At 42.1% G+C, this 23,573-nt stretch carries 22 protein-coding genes; 6 read left to right on the forward strand and 16 right to left on the reverse strand.

Annotation, left to right across the window (positions count from 1 at the left end; all coding sequences use genetic code 11):
• Positions 1 to 1,157: group II intron reverse transcriptase (locus AC622_RS17580; RefSeq protein WP_269431771.1), on the forward strand; the 1,157-nt coding region annotated here is incomplete at its 5' end.
• A 335-nt stretch (positions 1,158 to 1,492) separates the two neighbouring features.
• Positions 1,493 to 2,863: a VanZ family protein gene (locus AC622_RS17585; RefSeq protein ID WP_049672234.1), complete on the forward strand. Its 1,371-nt coding sequence runs from the start codon at positions 1,493 to 1,495 to the stop codon at positions 2,861 to 2,863.
• A gap of 321 nt (positions 2,864 to 3,184) precedes the next feature.
• Here the strand turns inward: AC622_RS17585 and AC622_RS17590 are convergent, their stop codons facing one another.
• The 5 genes from AC622_RS17590 to cax all read right to left on the reverse strand — a co-directional run bounded on the left by AC622_RS17590 (position 3,185) and on the right by cax (position 8,234).
• Positions 3,185 to 4,219, reverse strand: a complete 1,035-nt coding sequence (locus AC622_RS17590) for an oxidoreductase (RefSeq protein WP_049672235.1) — start codon at positions 4,217 to 4,219, stop codon at positions 3,185 to 3,187.
• A gap of 259 nt (positions 4,220 to 4,478) precedes the next feature.
• Entirely contained in the window at positions 4,479 to 5,288 is an 810-nt protein-coding gene (gene pdaA / locus AC622_RS17595) for a delta-lactam-biosynthetic de-N-acetylase (RefSeq protein ID WP_439803457.1), read from the reverse strand.
• An 85-nt stretch (positions 5,289 to 5,373) separates the two neighbouring features.
• Positions 5,374 to 5,574, reverse strand: coding sequence for an SE1561 family protein (locus AC622_RS17600; protein WP_197089995.1), 201 nt, complete (start codon positions 5,572 to 5,574; stop codon positions 5,374 to 5,376).
• Positions 5,575 to 5,796: 222 nt separating this feature from the next.
• Positions 5,797 to 6,615, reverse strand: coding sequence for a YfkD famly protein (locus AC622_RS17605; protein ID WP_049672237.1), 819 nt, complete (start codon positions 6,613 to 6,615; stop codon positions 5,797 to 5,799).
• A 527-nt stretch (positions 6,616 to 7,142) separates the two neighbouring features.
• The gene (cax, locus tag AC622_RS17610) at positions 7,143 to 8,234 is read right to left on the reverse strand and encodes a calcium/proton exchanger (protein WP_269431805.1); all 1,092 of its coding nucleotides are present in this window, start codon (positions 8,232 to 8,234) and stop codon (positions 7,143 to 7,145) included.
• Between the two features lie 86 nt (positions 8,235 to 8,320).
• Between cax and AC622_RS17615 the strand changes: the two genes are divergently transcribed.
• The gene (locus AC622_RS17615) at positions 8,321 to 9,511 is read left to right on the forward strand and encodes an MFS transporter (RefSeq protein ID WP_049672239.1); all 1,191 of its coding nucleotides are present in this window, start codon (positions 8,321 to 8,323) and stop codon (positions 9,509 to 9,511) included.
• A gap of 47 nt (positions 9,512 to 9,558) precedes the next feature.
• Here AC622_RS17615 and AC622_RS17620 read toward each other — a convergent pair whose 3' ends face one another.
• Positions 9,559 to 10,476, reverse strand: a complete 918-nt coding sequence (locus AC622_RS17620; protein ID WP_156185661.1) for a DMT family transporter — start codon at positions 10,474 to 10,476, stop codon at positions 9,559 to 9,561.
• 260 nt (positions 10,477 to 10,736) lie between these two features.
• On the opposite strand from AC622_RS17620, the gene AC622_RS17625 reads away from it, so the two are divergent.
• A complete protein-coding gene (locus AC622_RS17625; protein WP_049672240.1) occupies positions 10,737 to 12,668 on the forward strand; it encodes a heavy metal translocating P-type ATPase in 1,932 nt (643 codons plus the stop codon).
• A gap of 388 nt (positions 12,669 to 13,056) precedes the next feature.
• Here AC622_RS17625 and AC622_RS17630 read toward each other — a convergent pair whose 3' ends face one another.
• Together AC622_RS17630 and AC622_RS17635 are read right to left on the reverse strand one after the other, a co-directional pair.
• Complete coding sequence (locus tag AC622_RS17630) at positions 13,057 to 13,899, reverse strand: YihY/virulence factor BrkB family protein (RefSeq protein WP_082197204.1); 843 nt, start codon at positions 13,897 to 13,899, stop codon at positions 13,057 to 13,059.
• Positions 13,900 to 13,921: 22 nt separating this feature from the next.
• Positions 13,922 to 14,317, reverse strand: a complete 396-nt coding sequence (locus AC622_RS17635; RefSeq protein ID WP_049672241.1) for a YtxH domain-containing protein — start codon at positions 14,315 to 14,317, stop codon at positions 13,922 to 13,924.
• Between the two features lie 204 nt (positions 14,318 to 14,521).
• Here AC622_RS17635 and AC622_RS17640 point away from each other — a divergent pair, with 204 nt between their 5' ends.
• Positions 14,522 to 14,743, forward strand: a complete 222-nt coding sequence (locus AC622_RS17640; protein ID WP_049672242.1) for a DUF1128 domain-containing protein — start codon at positions 14,522 to 14,524, stop codon at positions 14,741 to 14,743.
• 44 nt (positions 14,744 to 14,787) lie between these two features.
• Here AC622_RS17640 and AC622_RS17645 read toward each other — a convergent pair whose 3' ends face one another.
• From AC622_RS17645 to motA, 3 genes are all read right to left on the reverse strand, one after another.
• Positions 14,788 to 15,306, reverse strand: a complete 519-nt coding sequence (locus AC622_RS17645; protein ID WP_049672243.1) for a type 1 glutamine amidotransferase domain-containing protein — start codon at positions 15,304 to 15,306, stop codon at positions 14,788 to 14,790.
• Positions 15,307 to 15,433: 127 nt separating this feature from the next.
• Positions 15,434 to 16,213: a flagellar motor protein MotB gene (motB, locus tag AC622_RS17650; RefSeq protein WP_049672244.1), complete on the reverse strand. Its 780-nt coding sequence runs from the start codon at positions 16,211 to 16,213 to the stop codon at positions 15,434 to 15,436.
• A complete protein-coding gene (gene motA / locus AC622_RS17655; RefSeq protein WP_049672245.1) occupies positions 16,182 to 16,997 on the reverse strand; it encodes a flagellar motor stator protein MotA in 816 nt (271 codons plus the stop codon). The genes motB and motA overlap by 32 nt, the downstream gene beginning before the upstream one ends.
• 438 nt (positions 16,998 to 17,435) lie before the next feature.
• Here motA and AC622_RS17660 point away from each other — a divergent pair, with 438 nt between their 5' ends.
• The gene (locus tag AC622_RS17660) at positions 17,436 to 17,894 is read left to right on the forward strand and encodes a C40 family peptidase (RefSeq protein WP_049672246.1); all 459 of its coding nucleotides are present in this window, start codon (positions 17,436 to 17,438) and stop codon (positions 17,892 to 17,894) included.
• 57 nt (positions 17,895 to 17,951) lie between these two features.
• Here the strand turns inward: AC622_RS17660 and AC622_RS17665 are convergent, their stop codons facing one another.
• The 5 genes from AC622_RS17665 to AC622_RS17680 form a co-directional block, all read right to left on the reverse strand.
• The gene (locus tag AC622_RS17665) at positions 17,952 to 18,200 is read right to left on the reverse strand and encodes a DUF2164 domain-containing protein (RefSeq protein ID WP_049672247.1); all 249 of its coding nucleotides are present in this window, start codon (positions 18,198 to 18,200) and stop codon (positions 17,952 to 17,954) included.
• A 67-nt stretch (positions 18,201 to 18,267) separates the two neighbouring features.
• Entirely contained in the window at positions 18,268 to 19,023 is a 756-nt protein-coding gene (gene pflA, locus AC622_RS17670) for a pyruvate formate-lyase-activating protein (RefSeq protein WP_049672248.1), read from the reverse strand.
• A 110-nt stretch (positions 19,024 to 19,133) separates the two neighbouring features.
• Positions 19,134 to 21,386 (reverse strand): formate C-acetyltransferase, encoded by a 2,253-nt coding sequence (pflB, locus tag AC622_RS17675; RefSeq protein WP_049672249.1) that lies wholly within the window; start codon positions 21,384 to 21,386, stop codon positions 19,134 to 19,136.
• Between the two features lie 302 nt (positions 21,387 to 21,688).
• Positions 21,689 to 21,850, reverse strand: a complete 162-nt coding sequence (locus AC622_RS21300) for a hypothetical protein (RefSeq protein ID WP_197089956.1) — start codon at positions 21,848 to 21,850, stop codon at positions 21,689 to 21,691.
• 53 nt (positions 21,851 to 21,903) lie between these two features.
• On the reverse strand, positions 21,904 to 23,547 hold the full coding sequence (locus AC622_RS17680) for a M20/M25/M40 family metallo-hydrolase (protein WP_049672250.1): 1,644 nt from the start codon (positions 23,545 to 23,547) through the stop codon (positions 21,904 to 21,906).
• Positions 23,548 to 23,573 lie beyond the last annotated feature (26 nt).

The following is a 23,573-nucleotide window of genomic DNA, read 5'->3' on the forward strand; positions in this document are numbered from 1 at the left end:
CGGAAAAGGGTTCACCGCAAGGTGGACTACTATCCCCGTTATTATCTAATGTGGTTTTGAATGAATTAGATCAATGGATAGCGAATCAGTGGGAACTCTTCCCTCTTGATAAGCCATATACGACACGCGAAGGTGAACGCTATGCAAAGATTCACACAAAGTTAAAAGAAGGTTATATAGTTCGCTATGCCGACGACTTTAAAATCTTATGTCGGGACTGGAAGACAGCCGAAAAATGGTATCATGCCGTTAAGCTTTTTCTGAAAGAGCGTTTAAAACTTGACATTTCACCGGAAAAATCAAAAGTAATTAATCTGCGGAAACATGAATCAGCCTTTCTTGGATTTACGATACGTGCCATTCGCAAAGGTGAAAAACGTGTGGCCCATACTTTTGTGAAAGCCGAAAAGATACAGAAAATAAAAGATGAAGCGAGGAAACGAATTGAGGCACTTCGAGCCTCACCAACGACTCAAAATGCTTTGCGATTTAATAGCTTTGTCTTAGGGCTGCATAATTACTTTAATCGAGCTACACATGTCAACTTAGCCTTCTCACGTCTTGCTTATGATATAGGTGCATCTATGTACAATCGTCTTAAACCAGTCGGGAAATACGCCCATCCAGCGAATCCGCCGCCAACCTATAAGAAGTTATACAGTTTGAGGTTCAAGACATTTGAAATTGCTGGTATTCATCTCTTCCCTCTTGCGAATGTTCAGACAAAGAACACTATTTGTTTCACACAAAGTCTGACACTATTCACAGTTGAAGGCCGAGCGCTAATTCATAAGAATTTGCATAAGAATATCAAGCAAGAAATTGCCTTGCTAATGGAGTCAAATATCCCGACACGAAGTGTCGAATATATGGACAATCGAATCAGTCGATATAGTATGAAACAAGGAAAATGTGAAATTACAGGACAATTTCTACAAGCACGGGATGTACACTGTCATCACTACGTGCCAGTACATCTCGGCGGAAATGACAAGTTCAATAACTTACGCATTCTCTACAAAGATGTACACAAACTAATCCATATGACAGATACAACTAAGATGAATATACTCATAAAAAGTTTGGATATCACGCCACCGATATTAGAGAAAATCAATAAATATCGGGAAAAGTGCGAGTTAGAACCTATCATATAATCCAAATCAATAAGAGTAACTTGAAACTTATAATCAAAACCATCGCCAGATGGAACGCGGAATGCTTGGAAACTGGCACGTTCCGTGTGGAGCAGGGGAAAAGCCGGAGATAACTTCAAACGCTTACCTATTGCTACGTTTAGTTGCAAATCGATGTTCAACTTATGTTCAACAATCGGGCCATATTGTTGAATAACATTCTTTTAAGAAAAGTTTCCAAATAACGGTTTGAGTGTAATTTTTATTGAAATAAAAATTTTAAAAAAATGGAAATTGTATTATATAATTCTGTTAAAATAATAAGTGATTCTTAAATCGCCATAGGGGGAGCAGACTTGAGATTAGAAGAAATAATTCTGATGTTACAACGCAATTTTGTGTTTGCACTAAGTGCAACAATTATTATTTGTTTAGTTTTCTTTATAGGGTATCGATTTATTTTTTTAAAAAAGTTTGCTGGCGATAAGCGATTGAAAGGTAAACAAGTAGTTGTTTCTTCTTTGTTTATTTTATATATCGTCTCAGTATGTGCGCTAACGCTACTGAATCGAGGAGCAAATTATGAAGGGAATGTCAATTTAGCACTATTTAGCTCATATCGGGAAGCTTGGTATTATTTTAGTGTACGTGATTGGCAATATATTTATTTTAATATTGCGATGTTTGTGCCACTTGGCTTTCTCCTGCCGCTATTATCTAAACGCTTTTTTGCAATAGGTTGGACGTTACTTGCTGCGGTGTTATTCACTGGATTCATTGAAGCCGCACAATACATAACAGGTGTTGGCATTTTTGAATTAGATGATTTATTTAATAATATATTAGGTGCATTGATTGGCTTTGGTTTAGTGAAGGCTTTCATAGTGAAACGATGGGCATTACGTGTGTTATCATTAATGCCATTGCTATTTGTCATTGTATTATCACTAGGAATGTTTATATATTATGAGCAAAAAGAGTTTGGAAATTTAGCCATCATCCCTGCTGTTAAGGTGAATATGGAAGATGCGAGGGTATCAACGACGCTAACATTCAATGACGAACACCCTGTAGCAACTGTTTACAAGGCACCAAGTTTAACGAAGGACGAAGCGCAGCAAAAGGCATATGAAATATTTGGGAAACTCAAGGTTGATACATCTTCAATAGAAATTATTGATTATCAAAATGAAGCGAATTATCGCTATCACGGGGATCCCTCGTATTTTATATGGCTTCACTTTTTAGATGGGTCCTATGAACTTACCGATTTTTCAAGTTTTGATGTTGAACCTGCTGACACAGATGAACAAACATTAACATTATCTCTTCAAGAAATGGGGATTACCATTCCTGAAACTTCACAATTTGAAAAAGTGGATGTAGGGCAGTATGAATGGAGGGTCAATCAATTCGAAACAGACGGCCAGTTAATTGATGGGACATTGAATGTGGATTATTATCAAGATAAAACGATAAAAAGTGTTGTAAATAACTTAATCACGTATGAAAAGGTAAGAGAAATTAAGTTAAAAAGTGAACAACAAGCTTATAACGAAATATTAGATGGCAAGTTTAAGACTGATAAAAATATTAAGAAACTGCAAATTCAACAAGTAAAGCAAGCGTATGAGCTGGATTCTAAAGGATTTTATCAACCTATTTATGTATTTAGTGGCACAATTAATGGGGAAGTGGCTACTATTTCTATACCTGGTATAGAATAAAATAAAAAGTGAAAATTAAAATTTTTATTTAGCTGAACTGTGTGGTTAAGTATGTGAAAGAACGTACTTAAACAAACGGGGGCTTTCGTTAAACAACGGAGACAGCAAACAAGCTGTCTCTTTTTTTATGGCTCATTAGCAACAATCCATACGAAAACAGCCTTCTATTAAGTCCTTCGGATTCAGCCAGAACCCTCTACTTCGAGGGCACCCTGCTCTTCCTGTGCTTAGCATTTATCTAGATGCCTTTCGACCTAAATCCAACAAAAAAACCATAGGAGACAGAACTTCCTCTGCCTCCTATGGTTCATGTATTTATACTTAATTAATCACAATCTTCTTCTCTTTCGCACTCTCAATGCCGGCTTCAATTAAACGAATAACCGCTAAGCCCTCTTCACCTGTTACTGGGACTTCACTTCCTTCGCGGATGGCGTCTGCGACTTGTTTGAAATAGTCTGCATAATGACCAATAGCGACCTCGATTCTTTCTTTCGTTCCATCCGGTTTCACCAAAAGACTGACGCGGTTTTCATCCCGCTTGCCATACTCTTCGTCATTTGGCATGATACCCGCTTGCAGCTGCGCCTCTTGAGGATCATGACCGCAAACAATATAGGAGCCTTCAGATCCATGAATAGCAAATCGCGGTGTTTGAGCCGCAACCAATGTGCCCCCGCGAATGAGAATACTTCCCTTCTCATATTCAAGGACAACATGGAAGTAATCGGTTGCCTTCGCTCCTTCTCGCTGCTTTTGCAAATTCCCATAAATCGCAGATGGCTCTCCCCACAAACACAAGGCTTGGTCAAGCATATGCGGAGCGATATCATAAAATACACCGCTTCCCGGGATATCGTTTTCCTTCCATCGGTCGCGCACTTCCTTGCGGTAGCGGTCCCAGTTCATTTCAATCGTATGTACATTCCCTAATCTTCCAGAGTCAATCAAATCCTTCACTGTCAGATAATCACCGTCCCAGCGGCGGTTTTGGTAAACACTTAAGACCGTGTTATGCTCTTTCGCCAAGGCAATCAGTTCTTCACCTTCTTCAATCGTTACCACAAATGGCTTTTCGACGATTAAATGCTTACCAGCTTGAATCGCTGTTTTCGCTATAGAATAGTGAGTTGGTGTCGGAGTTGAGATGATGACTAATTCAATTTCCGGCTTTTCCTCAAGCACCTTTTCAATCGATTCATATACAGGGATATCCTGTACACCAGCATGAATCTTCTCTGGATTACGAACAACAATTGCGGATAACTCAAATTCCTTCATATCTTGAATAAACGGGGCATGGAATTTAGAACCTGATAGCCCGTATCCAATAATAGCTGTTTTGATTGGTTTCATCTGCGTGACTCTCCTCATTCTTCTAGTCTATTAATAATCCATTGAAACATTTATTGAGTATTCACTCCACATATAACAGCTTTGCTGTGAACACCGCTCCATCTATTTTAGTCTATATATTCTATTGTAACGAAGTATGAAAACCCTTTATTGAATATTTTTATTCCATAACAGGAAATTCGCGGTACATTCCTTTAACCTTCACAAAAAAAAAGCAGCTAAACCCTTTCACTTCGTTAAGGATTTAGCTGCATTCTCTCTAGCTCTTCAAATCATTCGGCTCTTTTTTCTCAGGTGCTTTTATAGCAGGCAGTTCATCCAGACTCTTAAAGGTGTATCCGCGCTTTTTCAAATCGGTAATGGCTTTGCCCAGTGCCTCGGCATTGTCACGCGATACAGAGTGAAGCAAGATAATCGCCCCAGGGTGTACTTGCGCCATGATGTTATCATAGGAATATTTCCATCCCTGCTGACGGTTCACATCCCAATCAAGAAAGGCAACTGACCAAAGTATATGCTTATATCCTAGGTCATTGCATAGCTGGAGAGTCCTCTCGCTAAAAATTCCGCGAGGCGGACGCATATACTTCATTTCCTTTTGCCCGGTCAATTCCGCTGTTTTCTGCTTAACGGTATCGAGCTCTTCTTTTAATTTATCATCTGAAACATGAGTGAAGTCAGGATGATTCCAGGAATGGTTCCCGATAATATGCCCTTCCTTCACCATCCGCTTCACAAGCGGCTCAGCTGTTTTTAAATAGTGCCCTGTAACAAAGAAGGCCGCCGGTACCTTATGTTCCTTCAATACATCCAATACCTTCTCGGTATACCCATTCTCATAGCCGTTATCAAAGGTAAGATAGATCTCCTTCTTTGTTGTTTCAACCTTATAAATCGCCCCGTATTTCTCCACGATGGCATTGTATTTCGGCCCAGCATCTGCCGGCTCCTCGTTCTTACCTTTATTAAATCCCCAATCATAGCGGACATTTGAGACAGCCTGCGCGGTGCCGAGACATAGCCCAAACATCATTAAGACTGACAAGCATGTAATGATGGTCTTTTTCACCGATGTCCCTCCTAATCGTAAAAAGTTAGTCTGTATATTTTTTGCTGAAGGACAGGAATTATACAATAAAAAAAGCCTAAAGCACTTAGGCTTCAGGCTCTGCATCCGGACGGTTTTTAAAGCTTTGGAATTTCTCCTCAATAGAATCAACCATCTCAATTAAACGGTCAATATCTTCCACGTCAGTTGTCTCAGGCTCCATTTGGTTTAATACCTCAATAAACAATTCGAGGCGGTCCTTTAAATATCTCACTTGATCTTCTCTATTATAAATCGGTGTTGTCACGCGTAATCCGACTCCTTTCACATAAGATGAACCTTCCATTTAACGGGGATTTTTATCCTCGCTGATTGTTAGTTAAATCAATCGGACGCTTTCGGACAGATGATTTCTTTTTAGGCGGAAGTCTCCTATCCGGGATAACTCCTATCGTAAACGATAATTCGCCTGTCTGCAACAGAAAAACAGGCTTCAACCAGCCTGTTTTCTTTGAAGCCGTAACAATCATCAGCTTGGACGCACAGCGGCCTTGAATTCAAATGAGGCATGATCTTGGATAGGAATCCATGCTCCTATTCCTTGCGAGGTCACATTCTTCACAATAATCTCCCGCTTGCTGCCCTTAAGGACAAGATATACCTCACCATATGTCACCTTTCCCTTTTCATTAATGGCAGGAGCATACGTATATAAATAACCAAGCCGTTTTGGCGGTATATTATAAATACGGTCCTTCTTCGTACCTGCACCAACGACTGTCTCAAAAGCAAGAGGAAGCTTAGAATTTGCGGAAGCCCTCATCAGCATCATTTTCTGAACATCACCACTCGATGGAATCTTTGCTGTTAAGCCGCCTTTAACAACCTTCTGTGTCTCTTGTACATAGTGAATTTGAAAATTAGCATTGCCGCCGCGATTGTCATAGAAGTTCGTATTAACCTTCTGGTATTCCCAGTTTGGCGAAGTTTCCATTGACTCATAATTGAGTGCCCATTTCCCTAAATAGATTGTTGCTCTATACCAAAATGCGACTGGATTTGTCCCGATATTTGTTTCATTCAGCATATGAATCAGCTCAGGGTTCTCAATTTTGACATTGCTGGAATCAAGCAATTGCTTCGAAAGCTCACTCGGCTCAAGTGTTGGAATATCCTGGCTGACATTCGGGTACGTATTCTCTTTATTGATTGATAAAACAGAATCAGGAATCTTGTATTTTGCTTCCGTGCTTTTTTGTTCAAGCTTAACGGGAGGAGCAGCAAAATGTTCAGCAGGAACGAGAAAAAGCATCATCGCGGACAATAAAATAAATGCACTCTTCTTCATGCATGGAACTCCTTTCATTGAGAACAAAAGACTTTATCAAAGAACGCTCTGATCTGCCCTTCATAAAGTCTGCCTAAAAGAATTTTGTGCCGTTATTTTCTGTCAGCAAGCAGAAATCTATGCAGTTAATAAGCTGATTTATTTTTCCATATTATTGTCACAAAAATAAAGCGACCATGGTTCACTTGTAACAATTTTGTAAATTTCAGAATATTTACAAAAGTCTGCATGCATGTTATTATAGTCCTAACCAACAGCAAAGGAGGCGAAATCACTAACCAGCAAAAACCACTGGGAGGAATGCTTATCGAAACAATCCTCACGAAGCAAAAGCACGTTATCGATTTCGTCAGTTTGCAAAATGCCGCGGACCACTATCCATGAAAAGGCGGTGACCAATAGCCAGGTAACTCGAGTAGACTATCCTATTTGTTGAATGGCATTTGGCTTTTATTATGAACGTACAGGAACACTTATAAAGGACCCTGAACACGCATATAGCGCATTCAGGGTCCTTTTTCACATTCCTATATTAAATAAAATCCGAGCCCCATCAGCACATATGCCGCAATCAGGGTAAGCCCTTCAAACCAGTTTGACTCTCCATCATTGGTGATAACAATCATTAAGAGCACAGACAGGGCCATAGCTACTAGCTCCGGCAGCGTGAAGACAAGCGGCATCTGCTCCTCGAACAGGAAGGAAACCAGCACGAGCACCGGCGCGACAAACATAGCCACCTGAAGCGTCGAGCCAACGGCAATTTCGACTGCTATGTCCATTTTATTTTTGAACGCAAAGATAACAGCGGATGCATGCTCAGCCGCATTCCCGACAATTGCGACAATAATAACCCCAATGAACAGCTCTGTCCATCCAAGCTGTTCGCCGACAACCTCAAATGTATGGACCAAATTCTCCGATACATAAGCAACAGCAAGTGTAGCAAGAGCTAGGACGATAATTGCCCTTCTCTTTCCCCACTCCGGCTCCTCCTCTTCCTCTATAAGGGCCTGTCCCTCATCTTGACGGCTATAAACCCCGCGGTGAGTGACGAGCTTGAAGTACAGGGCCGCGATATAGAGAAGAATAAGGATAATCGAAATCCCTGCACTCAGCACCATTTGTTTGTCAGCATCAATCTCTCCAGCAAACACCTCAGGTATAATGAAGGCAACCAAAACACCAAATGTCATTAGCCCTGCATTATGGCGGGCATCAAACACATTGAATTTCTGCCGTTTAAATTTCAACCCTCCGAGGAAAAAGGAAGCCCCCGTTACTAGTAGTAAATTGCCTATGACACTCCCTGTCAATGAAGCAAGTACGATTCCAATAAGTCCCGCTTTTAAGGAGAAGATGGAGATGATCAGCTCAACCGCATTTCCGAATGTCGCATTTAACAGACCGCCAATCCTTGGCCCGGCAATAATGGCTAAGCTTTCCGTCGCTCTCCCCATGAAACTCGCAAGTGCGATAATCGTCAAACAATAGACGGCGAACATCAACAGGCTTGGCCATCCAAGCAATGAACCCGCTATTGAAAGCGGCAATCCAATAATAATTAGAATGAAAAAGATTTTTTGTCCCATTACAATCTCCTTTACAGCAAGAAAAATATTTTTGATAATTGCTACTATTACTATTGCCAAAATACATAAAGAAACTTAACATTTATTTCAGACAGAACGAGGAGCATAAAAGAATGAATACACAATATGAAAGAATACGGTTTTGGTCGCTCATCATCCTTGTCGGAGTATCAGGTTTCTCGCAAGGCATGCTGCTTCCGCTTATATCCATCATTTTTGAACAGGATGGGATTAGTTCCTCAATGAATGGTTTAAATGCGACAGGTCTCTACCTAGGCATATTATTAATCTCCCCGTTTATGGAGATCCCATTACGAAAATTTGGTTACAAACCGCTTATCATGTTTGGCGGCATGACGGTAGTGTGTGCGTTTCTCTTGTTTCCATTCCTGGATTCCTTCTGGTTTTGGTTCCTTCTGCGAATGATCATTGGAATCGGGGATCACACCCTTCACTTCACTACCCAGACGTGGATTACAGCCTTCACGCCTATGCACAAAAGGGGACGGAACCTGGCCGTTTACGGACTTTCCTTCAGCCTCGGTTTTGCCGCAGGGCCTATGTTAACCAATCTGATTGAAATCAATCGCTCACTACCCTTCATGGCTGCCTCCATCATCAGCCTGCTTGCATGGCTGACGGTTTTCCTGCTTAAGAACGAGCATCCGGAGGAGGACATGGAAAGCGCCAATTTCCTTGGCACGCTCCGCCGTTTCAAAAAAGTAGCGAAATACGCATGGGTAGCTTTCCTTCCGCCATTTGGCTATGGGTTTCTTGAAGCCTCATTAAATGGGAACTTCCCGGTTTATGCTTTAAGGCTTGATTTAGATATTCAGCAAGTATCCTTTATCCTGCCTGCCTTTGCCATCGGCAGCCTTGTCTCTCAAATTCCGCTTGGGATGTTAAGCGATACAATCGGGAGAAAGCGTGTACTAGTGCTGATTCTGCTTGGAGGATCAGCCACGTTCCTTACAGCAGGGTTTATTGAGCAGACGGCAATTGGTTTATTTGCGGCCATCTTCATCGCCGGTATGTTCGTCGGATCTACCTTTTCACTTGGCATGAGCTATATGACTGACCTCCTGCCGCCCCAGCTGCTTCCAGCAGGTAACATTATATTCGGCGTTGTCTTCAGTATCGGAAGCATTGCTGGCCCCTTTTTCGGCGGGCTGGCGATTCAATTCATGCCTGGCGGCAACTTCCTTCTCGTGCTCGGTGCTATGCTGATTATAATATTAACTGCAGTCAGTCTGTTTAAACCAAAGTATGAAGACACAAAAAAAGGTATGCACTCCTCTATATGAGGTGCATACCTTTTTCTATCCCCAGAAAACGAAAGCAAACTGGTGCCTTAAGCCTGTTTTTCTCGGTTAACGATAATGATGCCTGCCGCCACTAAACATAAGGAGACTAACACCATTGCCTGCAAGGTTTCATTTAATAAGATAGTAGATAGAAGAACACCGAATACCGGCACAAGGAATAAGTACATTGAAACCTTGCCGACCGGATTGTACTTCATCACATTATTCCAAATGAAGAATCCCGTTGCTGACACAAAGGATAAATACAAGAGCAGCAAAGCAGATATCCAATCAAAATAGAAGGGAATCGGCCCTTCTAAGCTAACCCCAATTACAGCAAGGGCAGCCCCGCCCATCATCATTTGCCACGATGTCAGCACACCAACTGGTATTTCCCTGCTCGCTTGCTTAGCCTGAATATTTCCAAAAGCACTTGCCATCATCGCGGCAATCAACAGCCATTCCCCTGTACTGAAATGAATATCCACATGACCGCCATTCGTATTGGCAAGCACAACACCCGCAAACCCAATAATCATGCCGGCGATTTTTCTCATGCTCAGTTTATCATCTACATAAATGAAGTGAGCGAAAATGATTTGAAAGAATGTCGTTGTCCCAGCAATAATAGACCCTTGTACTCCTGTGGAGAGACTAAGTCCAATATAAAAGAACACATATTGCAGAAATGTCTGAAACAACCCCACCTTTATAAGTGGAAAAACATCCTTTCTCTTCGGAAGCGCAATCCCCTTCCAAAGATAAAAGATGAACCATAATAATAACCCAGCCAAGAAGAATCGATAGCCAGCAAACAGCATTTGCTTCCCAAACTCTCCGGAGGCAATACCAAAATGCTCATAGCTCTTCTTAACGACCGGAATGGCGCTCCCCCACAAAAAGGTCGCTCCCATAGCAGATGCCAGTACACCTGCCGGATATGTAAAAAATTTCTTTGCACTCACTCTAAGTTCCTCCAGTAAATTAAATAACCATATAAATAATACCACTTAACAACCGATAGCGGGTATGTTATAATAATTATAAAGAGAAGTAAATAATAATAATTATAAATAAGAAAGCAAACCCTTTGCTGTCGCTGTAAAAAGCGGCAGCAAATGCTGTTTTATATCCCTAATGATGATGAATATTATTCTCAATTAAAATGAAATTTTCTTAATTAGATGATTAGCATTCTCAATTAGGCCAAAAGGAGGAAAAAAAGATGGATACTGTTATTAACAGCAGCAGCTCACAAACTACACCACAAAAGCCGAATAAATGGAAGAACTTCTCTGAGAAATTCAGCTCCTTATGGGAACTACTCGCAGCTGGGGTAAGCGGCTTGCTTATCTTACTTGGTTGGTTTTTATCCAACCAAGACTTAGCCACCGCTTCAGCGATTACGTATATACTTGCCTATGTAATTGGCGGCTACGCAAAAGCGAAGGAAGGCATTACCCAAACTATTGAGGAGAAGAAGCTTAACGTTGAGCTCCTGATGATTCTGGCCGCTGTCGGTTCAGCCATGATTGGCTACTGGACAGAAGGTGCCGTTTTAATCTTCATCTTCTCCTTAAGCGGAGCCCTTGAGACTTATACCATGAATAAGAGCCATAAAGAAATCTCCTCCTTGATGAATTTGCAGCCAGAGGAGGCATTAAGAATTGTCGGTGATAAAGAAGAAATCGTCGCTGTCAGTGAATTAAAGGTCGGCGATTTAATCCTGATCAAACCAGGTGAGAGGGTACCATCTGACGGGATTATTAAAGTCGGTGAAACGGCCATTGACGAGGCTGCCATTACAGGGGAATCAATCCCTGTTAGCAAAAAGCCCGGCTACGAGGTATTCGCCGGCACAGTGAATGCAACCGGCACCATTAGAGTCGAAGTAACAAAGCCAAATAGCGAAACCCTGTTCCAAAAAATCATCACGCTCGTCCAAAATGCTCAAAGTGAAAAATCACCATCCCAATTATTCATTGAGCGCTTTGAGGATACGTATGTGAAAACCGTTCTTGTTGTCGTCGCCGTTATGATGTTCCTGCCGCATTACGTGCTAGGCTGGTCTTGGACAGAAACGTTCTATAGAGCTATGGTGCTTTTAGTTGTCGCATCTCCATGTGCACTTGTCGCCTCTATTATGCCAGCAACATTGGCTGCTATCTCAAACGGGGCGAAAAACGGAATCCTCTTTAAAGGAGGGGTCCATCTCGAGCAGCTTGGCAATGTCAAAGCCATTGCCTTTGATAAAACAGGTACCCTTACACAAGGAAAGCCTGTGGTCACTGATATCATTACACGGGACGATATTGACCAAAAGGCGTTCATGCTAAGTGTGGCATCTATTGAACAGAATTCGAATCACCCGCTTGCCCAATCCATCGTCAACTATGTGAAGGAAGCCTATCAAGAATCTCTTCCGCGTGTTGACTCTGAAGAGGTATCCGGATTTGGTGTAGCCGGAACTGTAGAAGGCCGCCATTACAAAATTGGCAAAAAGGATTTTGTCGGCCGCGAAGCAGCTAATACATTTAAAGACGGGATTGCCGATGTATTGGCTGCAGACGGAAAAACTTTATCATTCGTCCAGGACGAACACGGCATAGCTGGAATCATCGCCCTGAAGGATGTTGTCCGCAGCGAAACAAGAGGTGCGTTAGAAGCCTTGAAGAGCCAGGGTGTCTACACATGCATGCTGACTGGTGATAACGAAAGAACAGCTCATGCTATCGCCAAAGAAAGCCATTTAGCCGGTTATGTGGCAGAATGCCTTCCAGAGCGCAAAGTGGAGGAAATCAAGAAACTCCGTGAGGAATACACAACAGTCGCCATGGTTGGTGACGGTATTAATGATGCTCCTGCTCTCGCAAGTGCATCCATTGGAATCGCCATGGGAGAAGGTACAGATGTAGCGCTTGAAACAGCTGATATCGTCTTGATGAAGAATGATTTACCAAAGATTTCAGAAGCTATTAAACTATCGAAGAGAATGAACCGGATCATTCGCCAAAATGTCATCTTCTCCATCACCGTTATCATGGTGCTCATCTGCTCAAACTTCTTCCAAGTCCTCGACCTACCATTCGGTGTCATCGGACATGAAGGAAGTACAATCCTCGTCATTTTGAACGGATTGCGCCTGCTTAAATCTTAAGAAATAAGTATAATTGAGTCCGCTCCTCTTCGGGAGCGGGCTTTTTTTGCTGGGAGAAGGTGCTGCTGGGGAGACGAGGTTTCCGCTCCCCTTTGAAGTTAGCGACATACCGCTGTTGTTATCGCCCATATGCCGGATTTTTCGCCCTTACACTGTAACTCTCGCCCTTACACTTTGTTTTTCGTCCATACCTTAAAAATCACCCTTCATTGTAGAACACCTAAAAAATTTCATCTTGAAATTACCGAAAGGCTGTTTGCATGATTTCTCGTACTTTTCTTCTTAAATCCATAATAGCTCCTCTGATTACACCATTTTCATTCAGCGAGTAAACTAAGGGTCCCATTAAATCGCAATAAAAAAGACCTCCCCTAAAGGAAAGTCCCCTCTATTTCTTTGCTCGATTATGGCGTAAAACTGCGTTTATTTCTCCACCGACAATTATGACCAGTCCTGATAGATAGAACCAGAGCATCAAGACAATTAATCCGCCTAAACTTCCATACGTAGATGTATAGTTGCCAAATGAGTTGACATAGAAAGAGAAGGCCAGCGAGGATAATGCCCATCCAATACTTGCGAACAACGCTCCAGGCCATGCTGACTTAAGAGATATCTTGATATTTGGAGCAAGCCAATAGAGCATCGTGAAGACAAAGGTAGTAACTGCGATTGAAATGGTCCAGCGCAGTAACGTGTATACATAGGATGGCTCAAATCCCAGGATATCGAAGACAACCTCAAGAATCATTCTTCCGAAAATCGGAAGCAGCAGCGACACGACTACAACGAAAATCATAGCCAGCGTCAGGACGAGGGCTAGTGCCCTGCTAACGATAAAGGAACGGTTCTCTTCTACATCATACGCATGATTCAGTGCCCGAATGATGGCATTAATCCCATTCGATGCGGACCAAATGGTTGCCAAGATCCCGAAAGACAACAAGCCGCCATTACGGGATTCCATGATTGTCGCAAGACTTGACTCAAGTAAATCTACTGAATCATCTGGTACATACGCATCAAGCATGCTGATAATATCCTCGGTTGATATCGGAAAATACGGCAAAAGCGTAATCGTGAATATTAACATTGGAAAGATTGATAATAAAAAGTAATAGGCCAACTGGGCTGCAAGCCCAGTGATTTCATCTTCCTTGATCTTTTCGTAGAGATGTTTTAGAAGGGATTTCTTCTTATACCGATCGACATCCGTCACAACTTTCGCCACATCAGTTCCTCCTTAAAGTGGATTATTGGATGGAAGTAGAAGTGGCATTCTTATTCATGGATGCTTGGTCATTCACATCATCATCATTCGTATGCTTATCTACGACAACTTCCTTCGTTTCTTTGATGACACCCGCTACTTGCGGCGGCACTTCCTTCATTTCATCGACCTTGCTTGAGATGAAGGCAACATCCTCGCTGATTTGCTCAATGCTTGTACGCAGCTTTCCGCTCATTTCCTTCAAACTTCCAACAAGATCATCAGGATTCTTCGCCACTGATTTCACATTGGTCACCATACTTTTGCTTCCGTTCATCACAGAATTACGCGTGTTGCGGTCAAGCAAGCTGATTGCGATTCCTGCGACTGCGCCGCCTAAAATACCGAGCCATAGCTTATTGCTTTTTCTGTTTCTCATTCTATTCCACTCCTTTTATTTTTCTGTTTCATACAATAGATTTACCTATATCAGAGGGGTTGTAAACATAATCTCCCAATTTTGAATGAAAGCTCCCTTATTCGATCCTCTCTTTAACTATACGCTAAATAACTGTTTGACACCCGTATAGATAAATGGAAAAATAAAGGCTATCAATCATAAAAGCGAGGGATGATTCAGTTGATGGATTTATCTAAGAAAAGCCCGGAGAACGTTGAGCATATCATTTCATCCATACAAGGAAAATTACAAATGATCAATGCAGCTGCCATGAAGCCAGAAAGCTTCACAGACAGTTCCTATGAGGACCTGCTCGACATTTACGAAATGGTCATGGCAAAGGACCGCTTCAGTCCAAGCGAAATGCAAGCCATCGTGGAAGAACTAGGCAATCTAAAGAAATAAGCAGAAAGGGGAAGGACATTTCAATAAGTCCTTCCCCTTTTATTTTATTTATTCAGCAATGCCAAAGACTCACGGTTAAAAGCAGGAATATCATCCGGCTGCCTGCTTGTAACAAGCTGTTTGCCGCATACGAATACCTCTTGGTCATGGTATGTCGCACCTGCATATTCCAAATCTACTTTAATGGATTTATATCCGGTTACATCACGGCCTTCAAGTGCCTTGGCAGTAATAAGCAATTGAGGACCATGGCAAATGGCAAAGACAGGCTTTTTCTCATCCATGAATGCTTTGGCGAATGCGACAAAGCGCTCATCACCGCGAAGTTGGTCTGGAGAGAAGCCTCCTGGGATGAATAATGCATCATACTCATCAGGTGTGACTTCATCAATTCCTTTGTCAATGGCCACCTGCTCCTGTCCCTGTTTTCCTTCAACGGTTTTCCCTTTTTCGAAGCCAATGGTAATTACTTCATGTCCAGCCTCTTTGAATGACTTAGCTGGGTCGGTGTATTCAACATCCTCGAATAAATCTGTCATCACACATGCAATTTTTTTACCCATAATCCATTCCTCCCGTTGTAATGAAATGTTTCTCATTCCATCTGTTCCCGGTAGAGGTGTTTATAAACCATATTTAGACAATTCAAAAAAGCACGTCCCAAATTCTAGGATCATGCTGTTCACTTAATCAATTCTTATCATCAAGCGATGTGCGGGGAAGTATCAAGATTTCCACCCGTCTATTTCTTGCCTTTCCAGCCTCAGTCTTATTCTCAGCTACAGGTTTATACTCACCAAACCCTTTAGCACTGAACCATGCGGGGTTCAATTTCTCATTTTCCTGCAAGAGCTTCATGAAATTCACCGCACGCATTACGCTAAGCTCCCAATTGGATTCATAGTCAACCGTACGGATTGGTACATTATCGGTATGCCCGCTGATGATGATATTACGTGGAGGATCCATAACCAGCAAGGAGGCGATCTCCCTTGCAATATATTTATCTCTCTCCCTCACCTCAGCGACACCAGAATCGAAGAGAACATTATCGCGAATGGTCAAAAGCAGCCCCTCATCCGTGAGTGAGGTTTCCAGCTTTTCAGCAAGATGATTCTCCGCAATATAGGCATTCATCCTTTGCTGGATATAAGTAAGCTTCTCAATTTCCGCATCAGCAGTGACCTCTTTTTTCTTCTCTTCCTTCTCCTTTTCTGTCCCTTCTTCTCCCTCCATGCCCGTCAGCATCCCATCAGGCATCGGGCTATTGTTCTCAAGCACACCTGTTCCGCCCTCAAACGCCATATTAAAGGCGCGGGAGAGCTCCGTAAACTTTTGCGAATCCACCGAGCTCATGGCAAATAGAACGATAAATAGAGCAAGCAACAGGGTTAAAAGGTCACTGTAGGGCAGAAGCCAGGATTCGGACATATGCTCCTCATGAGATTTCTTGTTTCGTCGCCTGGACATGGTCTCTCATCCCGCCTTCCAACCATTTTTTTCGTTCCGCTGCCGGTAAATATGAGGACAGCTTCTGTTCAATTGTGCGTGGTGCCTCCCCATCTAGAATAGAGAGAATCCCTTCAATCATCATTTCTTTACGCCTAGCTTCCTCTCTGGACTTCCGTTTCAGCTTATTGGCGAACGGGTGCCATAATAAGTACCCGGTAAAGATCCCTAACAATGTCGCGACGAAAGCGGCACTAATGGCATGCCCGAGCACCTCAGTATCACTCATATTCCCCAATGCAGCAATCAGCCCAACAACAGCTCCCAATACACCTAATGTCGGTGCATAAGTACCTGCTTGCGTAAATATTTGCGAGCCGACAGCGTGCCGCTCCTCCATTGCCTCAATCTCGTCAGACAGGATATTTCTTATGTATTCAGCACTTTGCCCTTCCCCCGCCAAATTCAGACCATTACGCAGGAATGTATCCTCCACCGTTTCAGAAATTTTCTCTAATGCAAGAAGGCCTTCCTTACGGGCAATTTGAGCCCATTCTGAAAATGTATATATTAATTCGTCATACGAGATTGTCTTTTCCTGCGAAAAAATAATCTTAATTAGCTTCGGTACCTTCAACAATTCATTTGTTGGAAATGCGATAAACACAGCGGCGGCTGTCCCTATCAATATAATTAAAATAGCAGCCGGATTTACAAGAACTGATATTTCCACTCCCTTCATAACCATTCCTGCGCCAACTGAAATGATTGCCAGTACGATACCAATAAATGATGCCTTATCCATTCTCTTCACCCGTTCTCTACTAATCTTTTATCTTACTTAATATCGGCTCTGCCTCTCATTCCTTAACAACATTTCCCCTCTCCATATAGATCAGTATTCATAATGGGTAAAAAGACATTTATTTAAAAGTGAATAATCTTTTTGGGAAATAACTAAACTTCTTTTCTCTATTACCGACCCTCTACCTTTTGACACATAAGTAAATTTATCTTTTCTTCTAAAAACGTGTAAAAAGGATTTTAATTGAGTAATTCATCCTAATTTTCATTTGTTATTTTTAACATTTATGTCGATAGTAGTGTTTTATTGTAATATTCTTGTCAAACAACTCTAATGAGGCTGTAACCCATGAAACTAGTATTTTAGTTATAGTAGAAAAGTAGAGAAAAGGCGGTACGATTTACCAAAGCTGCCAAATATATAAACCGGGGGTCACTAGTGAAAAAATTTATCATTGCTGTAACGATTCTTTTGTCGTCTATTCTTGTGCCATTTGGACCGGGTCAATCAGAAGCATCCGCTGCCTTTTCAGCGACGAGCAACAATAAGATCATTACTACTGGAAAGAAATATATCGGTACTCCATATAAATGGGGCGGCATAACTCCTAGAGGGTTTGATTGTTCAGGATTTGTGAAATACACAATCAAGAAAGCTACCGGCAAGACTGTTCCACGAACATCTTCAGCCCTATACAAAAAAGGCAAAAAAATCTCTAAATCCAAATTGAAAAAGGGCGACCTCATCTTCTTCAATACATCCGGCAAGGGTGTATCCCATGTAGCGATCTATATGGGCAATAATAAGATGATTCACGCTGCTTCAAAAGGAGTCAAAGTCGACAAGCTTAGCAACTCTTATTGGAAGAAACGCTACGTCGGTGCCAAACGAATCTAAATATAAAATAAACAGCCCGTATCTTAAGACATTAATGTCCTGATACGGGCTTTCTCTTTATCGTTTGTTCCCTTGCCTAAGCAGGGCATATAAATCCTCTTCTAATCGGCTTGCATGTGCCTCTGCCTGCTTTACTGCATCCTTGACTCCGGCGTTGTAATAGTGTGCGCCAATTTGTTCAGCAAAGAAGTCAAGGATGCTTCCTGCAGCTAGTTCACCAATCTCCTCGTCACGTTCCTGGTGAAAAAAATATTGAATATCACTGATGATTTGCTTTCTCTCCTCAGCATTCCATTTGACTAGCATCAAACTTTCCTCCTTTTTGACAGAAAAAGGTAGAGGAATCATCTCCTCTACCCTATCTTACTCGATATCAGCCTTGAGTAACAGGCTTCTTTAAGTTTCTTGTTAACATCTGATATGCATGTTCGACAGATTCATCACTTGGGGAGCTAATCTCAGATAGCGGATATTTATAACCGAGGGTTTCCCATTTGTAGACACCAAGCTGGTGATAAGGCAGAATTTCTACCTTCTCAACATTTTCTAGTGTACCGATGAAGTCACCTAAACGCTCCAAATATTCATCCTGATCATTGATGGTCGGCACTAACACGTGTCTGATCCAAACTGGCATTTTCTTATCAGAGAGATAACGGGCAAATTCCAGAATGTTTTCATTCGGCTTGCCTGTGAGTTTAATATGGCGTTTGCTGTCAATATGCTTCAAATCGAGAAGAATCAAGTCCGTATATTTCAACAACTCTTCAAGCTGCGCATGGAACTCAGGTGTGTTTGCATAGCATCCGCCTGATGTATCAATTGTTGTATGAATGCCTTTTTCCTTGCATTGCTTGAACAATTCAATCAGAAACGGTATTTGCAAAAGCGGCTCTCCGCCGCTGACTGTAATACCGCCGCCAGATGCATCCATAAATGCTTTATATTGAACGGCCTCTGCCACGATTTCATCCGGTGTCATTTTATTACCAGTACCGATTTTCCATGTATCAGCATTATGGCAGTATTGGCAGCGTAACAAGCAGCCTTGAGTAAATACTATATATCGGATCCCTGGGCCATCTACTGTTCCGCAAGTTTCAACAGAGTGAATATTCCCGTATATCATGAGATCCCATCCTTTCTTTGCAAAAAAATGTAAGTTCGTTTTTATAAGAGAGTCCCCCTGCCTTTTAACAGGGAGACTCTGTTTTGTTCTAGAAGTAATCTTCTATTCTATTACATTGTTTCGTGGAACGTACGGTTGATAACATCGATTTGCTGCTCACGAGTCAACTTGATGAAGTTAACCGCATATCCGGATACACGGATTGTCAATTGCGGATACTCTTCTGGGTGTTCCATCGCATCAAGCAATGTATCACGGTTGAACACGTTGATGTTTAGGTGGTGACCAGTGTTTGCTGCATAACCATCAAGGATTGCCGCGAGGTTCGCTACACGTTGTTCTTCATCACGACCAAGCGCTTTTGGCACCATAGAGAATGTGTTAGAGATACCATCTAAAGAGTACTCATATGGAAGCTTTGCTACAGATGATAGGGAAGCAAGAGCACCTTTTGTATCACGTCCGTGCATTGGGTTTGCACCAGGAGCGAATGGCTCGCCAGCGCGACGTCCATCTGGTGTGTTACCTGTTTTCTTACCATACACTACGTTGGAAGTAATTGTAAGAACAGATTGTGTGTGAACAGAGTCACGGTAAGTTTTATGTTTTTTCAATTTGATCATGAAGCGTTTAACAAGATCTACTGCCATGCTGTCTACGCGATCATCGTTGTTTCCGTATTTAGGGAAATCGCCAGTTGTTTTGAAATCAACTGCAAGGCCGTTTTCGTCACGGATTACTTCTACTTTACCATATTTGATGGCACTTAAGGAGTCAGCCGCTACAGACAATCCAGCGATACCAGCCGCCATTGTGCGAAGGATCTCAACATCGTGAAGAGCCATTTCAATGCGCTCGTAGCTGTATTTATCATGCATGTAGTGAATAACGTTCAATGTGTTGATGTAAAGCTCTGCAAGCCATTCCATCATGCTATCGAATTTCTCCATTACTTCATCGAAATCAAGCACATCAGATGTGATTGGCGCGAAGTTAGGAGCTACTTGAATTTTAAGTTTTTCATCGACACCGCCGTTGATAGCGTAAAGCAATGCTTTCGCAAGGTTCGCACGAGCGCCGAAGAATTGCATTTGTTTACCGATACGCATAGCAGATACGCAGCATGCGATACCGTAGTCATCACCATATTCTTTGATCATGATGTCATCGTTTTCGTACTGAATTGCACTAGTTTCGATAGACATTTTAGCACAGAACTTCTTGAATCCTTCAGGAAGCTTAGTAGACCATAATACAGTCAAGTTTGGCTCTGGAGCTGGTCCAAGGTTAGATAATGTGTGCAAGAAACGGAAGGAGTTCTTTGTAACAAGTGTTCTGCCGTCTAATGCCATACCACCGATTGATTCTGTTACCCATGTTGGGTCACCGCTGAACAATTGGTTGTAATCAGGAGTACGAGCAAATTTCACAAGACGCAGCTTCATGATGAAGTGGTCAACGATCTCTTGTGCTTCAACTTCTGTTAATGTACCTTCACGAAGGTCACGCTCAATGTAGATATCTAGGAATGAAGATGTACGTCCTAGAGACATTGCCGCACCATTTTGCTCCTTGATTGCTGCAAGGTAACCGAAGTATAACCATTGAACAGCTTCTTTCGCATTTGTAGCTGGTTTAGAGATATCGAAGCCGTAGATTTCAGCTAATTGTTTTAATTCGTTTAATGCGCGAATTTGTTCGCTCAATTCTTCACGTTGGCGAATAACATCCTCAGACATTGTTCTCGCACCAAAGTTTTTCAATTCTGTTTTACGCTCAGAGATCAAGAAGTCTACACCATATAGAGCTACACGACGGTAGTCACCGATGATGCGTCCACGTCCGTAAGCATCTGGAAGACCAGTGATGATACCAGCTTTACGAGCAAGCTTCATTTCGTCTGTGTAAGCATCGAATACGCCTTGGTTATGTGTTTTGCGGTAGTCAGTAAAGATTTTTTGTACTTCTTCATCAACTGTGAAACCGTAAGATTCAGCAGCATTTACTGCCATGCGGATTCCGCCGAATGGTTGAAGTGAGCGTTTGAATGGTTTGTCAGTTTGGAAACCAACAATCGTTTCAAGCTCTTTATTTAAGTATCCTGGACCGTGGGAAGTAATAGTAGATACTACTTTAGAATCGAGATCAAGCACGCCGCCTGCTTCGCGTTCTTGTTTTGTAAGATCCATTACTTGTGCCCATAGTTGGTTAGTTGCTTCTGTTGGACCTGCTAAGAATTCGTCATTTCCAGTGTATGGAGTGATGTTTTTCATGATGAAGTCACGTGTGTTAACTTCTTTCTGCCAGTCTCCACCAGCAAATCCTCTCCATGCGTCTTGTACTTTCGTTAATACTTGTTCCATTTTGAAACCTCCATTATCCTGCATTTTTTTATGCGTCAAATGATTGAGTTAATGATTATTTTTTGTATAACAGTTATCTATAATCAAATGATACACCCAAAATGTGATTTTGTGAACAACATTTTTTTGAACATCTTGTGAAAATGTTAACAATCCTTATATATCAAGGGTTTTGGAAGTTTATTAATTTTTACCATTTTTAAAATCGCTATTTTTCGCCAAACTGTTACATAAAAAAATGTCGAAAAAACAAAACTGTACTATAAAAGGCTGCCAATTAGATGGCAGCCTTTTCATTTTCTTCAGCTTTCTTTTTCTTTGACTCGGTTCTTAAATGCTTCCTTTGTTACAATGTACTCTTCCTCTGTTTTATGAATCTCATGATTACCGCCTGTTTCCGCATGATGCGGAAACTCGCCTGGATGGCCTTTCTTCTTATGATTAAAGCCGACGCCTCTGCTCATGATCTCATCCCTCCTTTTGCTTCCTAGTGTGCCACATCAAGGAGGAAATATGATTAATACATGTACACCGCATGTTTGAGAAGAGCTGGCAATACTTCCGTAGAAAATGGAATATGCAATCGCTCTGTCCGTTTATGAGCATCCTTGCCATATGGACCAATATTCACTGTCGGCACATCAAGACCGGCAATTAATTCAAGCGGTATATCATAACCCTCACCATATAAAGGCATCTCCTTCTCCAGCACCTTAGCAACCTTATCTCTGTCGCGGAGACGGAAATAACTTACATCCGATAGGCCAGGGAAATAAGATATGATTCCAATCTCTTCATTATAATCCTTCTTCGCCTTATCGATGCAGCCAGCAACTACTGCTCTAGCACGCTCATCCCTTTCTCCATCCTTTAAGTACACATGAGGATAATAAGGAGGTGAAAGCATAATTAAGTAGAAGGGTGCCAACGACTTAAAATAGGAAGAAATCACTCCTGCAATGGCCGCTGTCAATTTCCCCATATTGGCTCCTAAATCCTGTTCAAGCTTCTTCACATGCTCTTCAATGGCCTGACGGAATGCACTTCCATGCTCCTTTAGCCCCTTTTCATATAACTCCCAATACGTATACACCTGTGGCTTAACAATCTTGCGTGCACTGACTCCATCTTCATAGCCCAATGCTTGATACGTTTTCTCCAATCGTTCTCCAATGTACTCACTGCTGTCCTGACCGATTTTCTTCAGCTTGCCCATCACTTCCTCCGGGGTTTGAAGGAGTGTCAAGATATTTAGCAGGATATAGGCACTCGTCGGTGTTTGAACATCATAGGATTCCTTCAAGTCTGTCAGCTTTAGAGTCGTTGGCAGAGGATTCCGTTCCCCTTGTGCCTGTTCAAGAAAGACTGTCGCAAGCTCGGCTCTCTCAGCATACACACTCGCCATCCATGCAGCATTCAGTCCTTCTAACGGCTCCCCTACATGCGTTTCCGTCCCTATACAATAGATAAGCGGAAGCATTTTTCCAACCGATCCAGTATAGAAATACTTTGACCGATCACCAGGATACGCTCCAAAGCTCGGCTCTGAACAAATCGTCAGTTCATAATTCAATCCATATTGCGAGCGAATCTCATCCAATAATTCGACCCCGGCAAACATTCCTGCTGAATAACGTTCTTCATCCGGGGTTGCCAATAGCAAAAGATTGTATCCAAGATCCTCTTTCTGACAAACCTCTGATATCAAAGCCATCTGCGCAGCTAGTCCGGCTTTCATATCCATGATGCCCCTGCCGAAGATCCATTCACCTGACTGGAGATCCTCCTTGGCATCCTCTGGCAGCTCCTCCCGCTCCAATGCTCTTGTATAATCAATTGGTGAAAAGGCCAATGATGTAAGCCGCCCAAAGTCCTCTACCCCAACCACGTCATAATGGCTTAATAGAATGATCGTACGATTAGCTTCATTATTTCCTTTATACAAACAGGCAACAGCCTTCCGCTCAAGCACATCATGCTTAATTGCCTTTTTGAAAATATACTCGGGATGCTGCTGATAATATGGCAATTCCATTAGGATAGAGACAATCTCCTCCTCCATCCGAAGCTCTCCCCTTGTACCTGTCACACTTGGAACTCTCACCAATCGGAGCAATATGTCTAAAATACCTTCTTTTGTATTCCAATGCCCTATACTCATAGCGACCCCCACTTCAAAATCTCACT

Origin of the sequence: Bacillus sp. FJAT-27916 (genome assembly GCF_001183965.1) — a bacterium.
In the GTDB taxonomy this organism is placed as follows: domain Bacteria; phylum Bacillota; class Bacilli; order Bacillales; family Pradoshiaceae; genus Pradoshia.

Coding starts and splice junctions, on each gene's coding strand:
- AC622_RS17625 (WP_049672240.1), top strand. CDS start 10,737: ATGGATACTGTTATTAACAGCAGCAGCTCACAAACTACACCACAAAAG.
- pflA (WP_049672248.1), bottom strand. CDS start 19,023: ATGATATACGGGAATATTCACTCTGTTGAAACTTGCGGAACAGTAGAT.
- AC622_RS17615 (WP_049672239.1), top strand. CDS start 8,321: ATGAATACACAATATGAAAGAATACGGTTTTGGTCGCTCATCATCCTT.
- motB (WP_049672244.1), bottom strand. CDS start 16,213: ATGTCCAGGCGACGAAACAAGAAATCTCATGAGGAGCATATGTCCGAA.
- AC622_RS17680 (WP_049672250.1), bottom strand. CDS start 23,547: ATGAGTATAGGGCATTGGAATACAAAAGAAGGTATTTTAGACATATTG.
- motA (WP_049672245.1), bottom strand. CDS start 16,997: ATGGATAAGGCATCATTTATTGGTATCGTACTGGCAATCATTTCAGTT.
- AC622_RS17665 (WP_049672247.1), bottom strand. CDS start 18,200: ATGCTAGTCAAATGGAATGCTGAGGAGAGAAAGCAAATCATCAGTGAT.
- AC622_RS17635 (WP_049672241.1), bottom strand. CDS start 14,317: ATGAGAAACAGAAAAAGCAATAAGCTATGGCTCGGTATTTTAGGCGGC.
- AC622_RS17590 (WP_049672235.1), bottom strand. CDS start 4,219: ATGAAACCAATCAAAACAGCTATTATTGGATACGGGCTATCAGGTTCT.
- AC622_RS17605 (WP_049672237.1), bottom strand. CDS start 6,615: ATGAAGAAGAGTGCATTTATTTTATTGTCCGCGATGATGCTTTTTCTC.
- AC622_RS17640 (WP_049672242.1), top strand. CDS start 14,522: ATGGATTTATCTAAGAAAAGCCCGGAGAACGTTGAGCATATCATTTCA.
- AC622_RS21300 (WP_197089956.1), bottom strand. CDS start 21,850: ATGAGCAGAGGCGTCGGCTTTAATCATAAGAAGAAAGGCCATCCAGGC.
- AC622_RS17645 (WP_049672243.1), bottom strand. CDS start 15,306: ATGGGTAAAAAAATTGCATGTGTGATGACAGATTTATTCGAGGATGTT.
- pflB (WP_049672249.1), bottom strand. CDS start 21,386: ATGGAACAAGTATTAACGAAAGTACAAGACGCATGGAGAGGATTTGCT.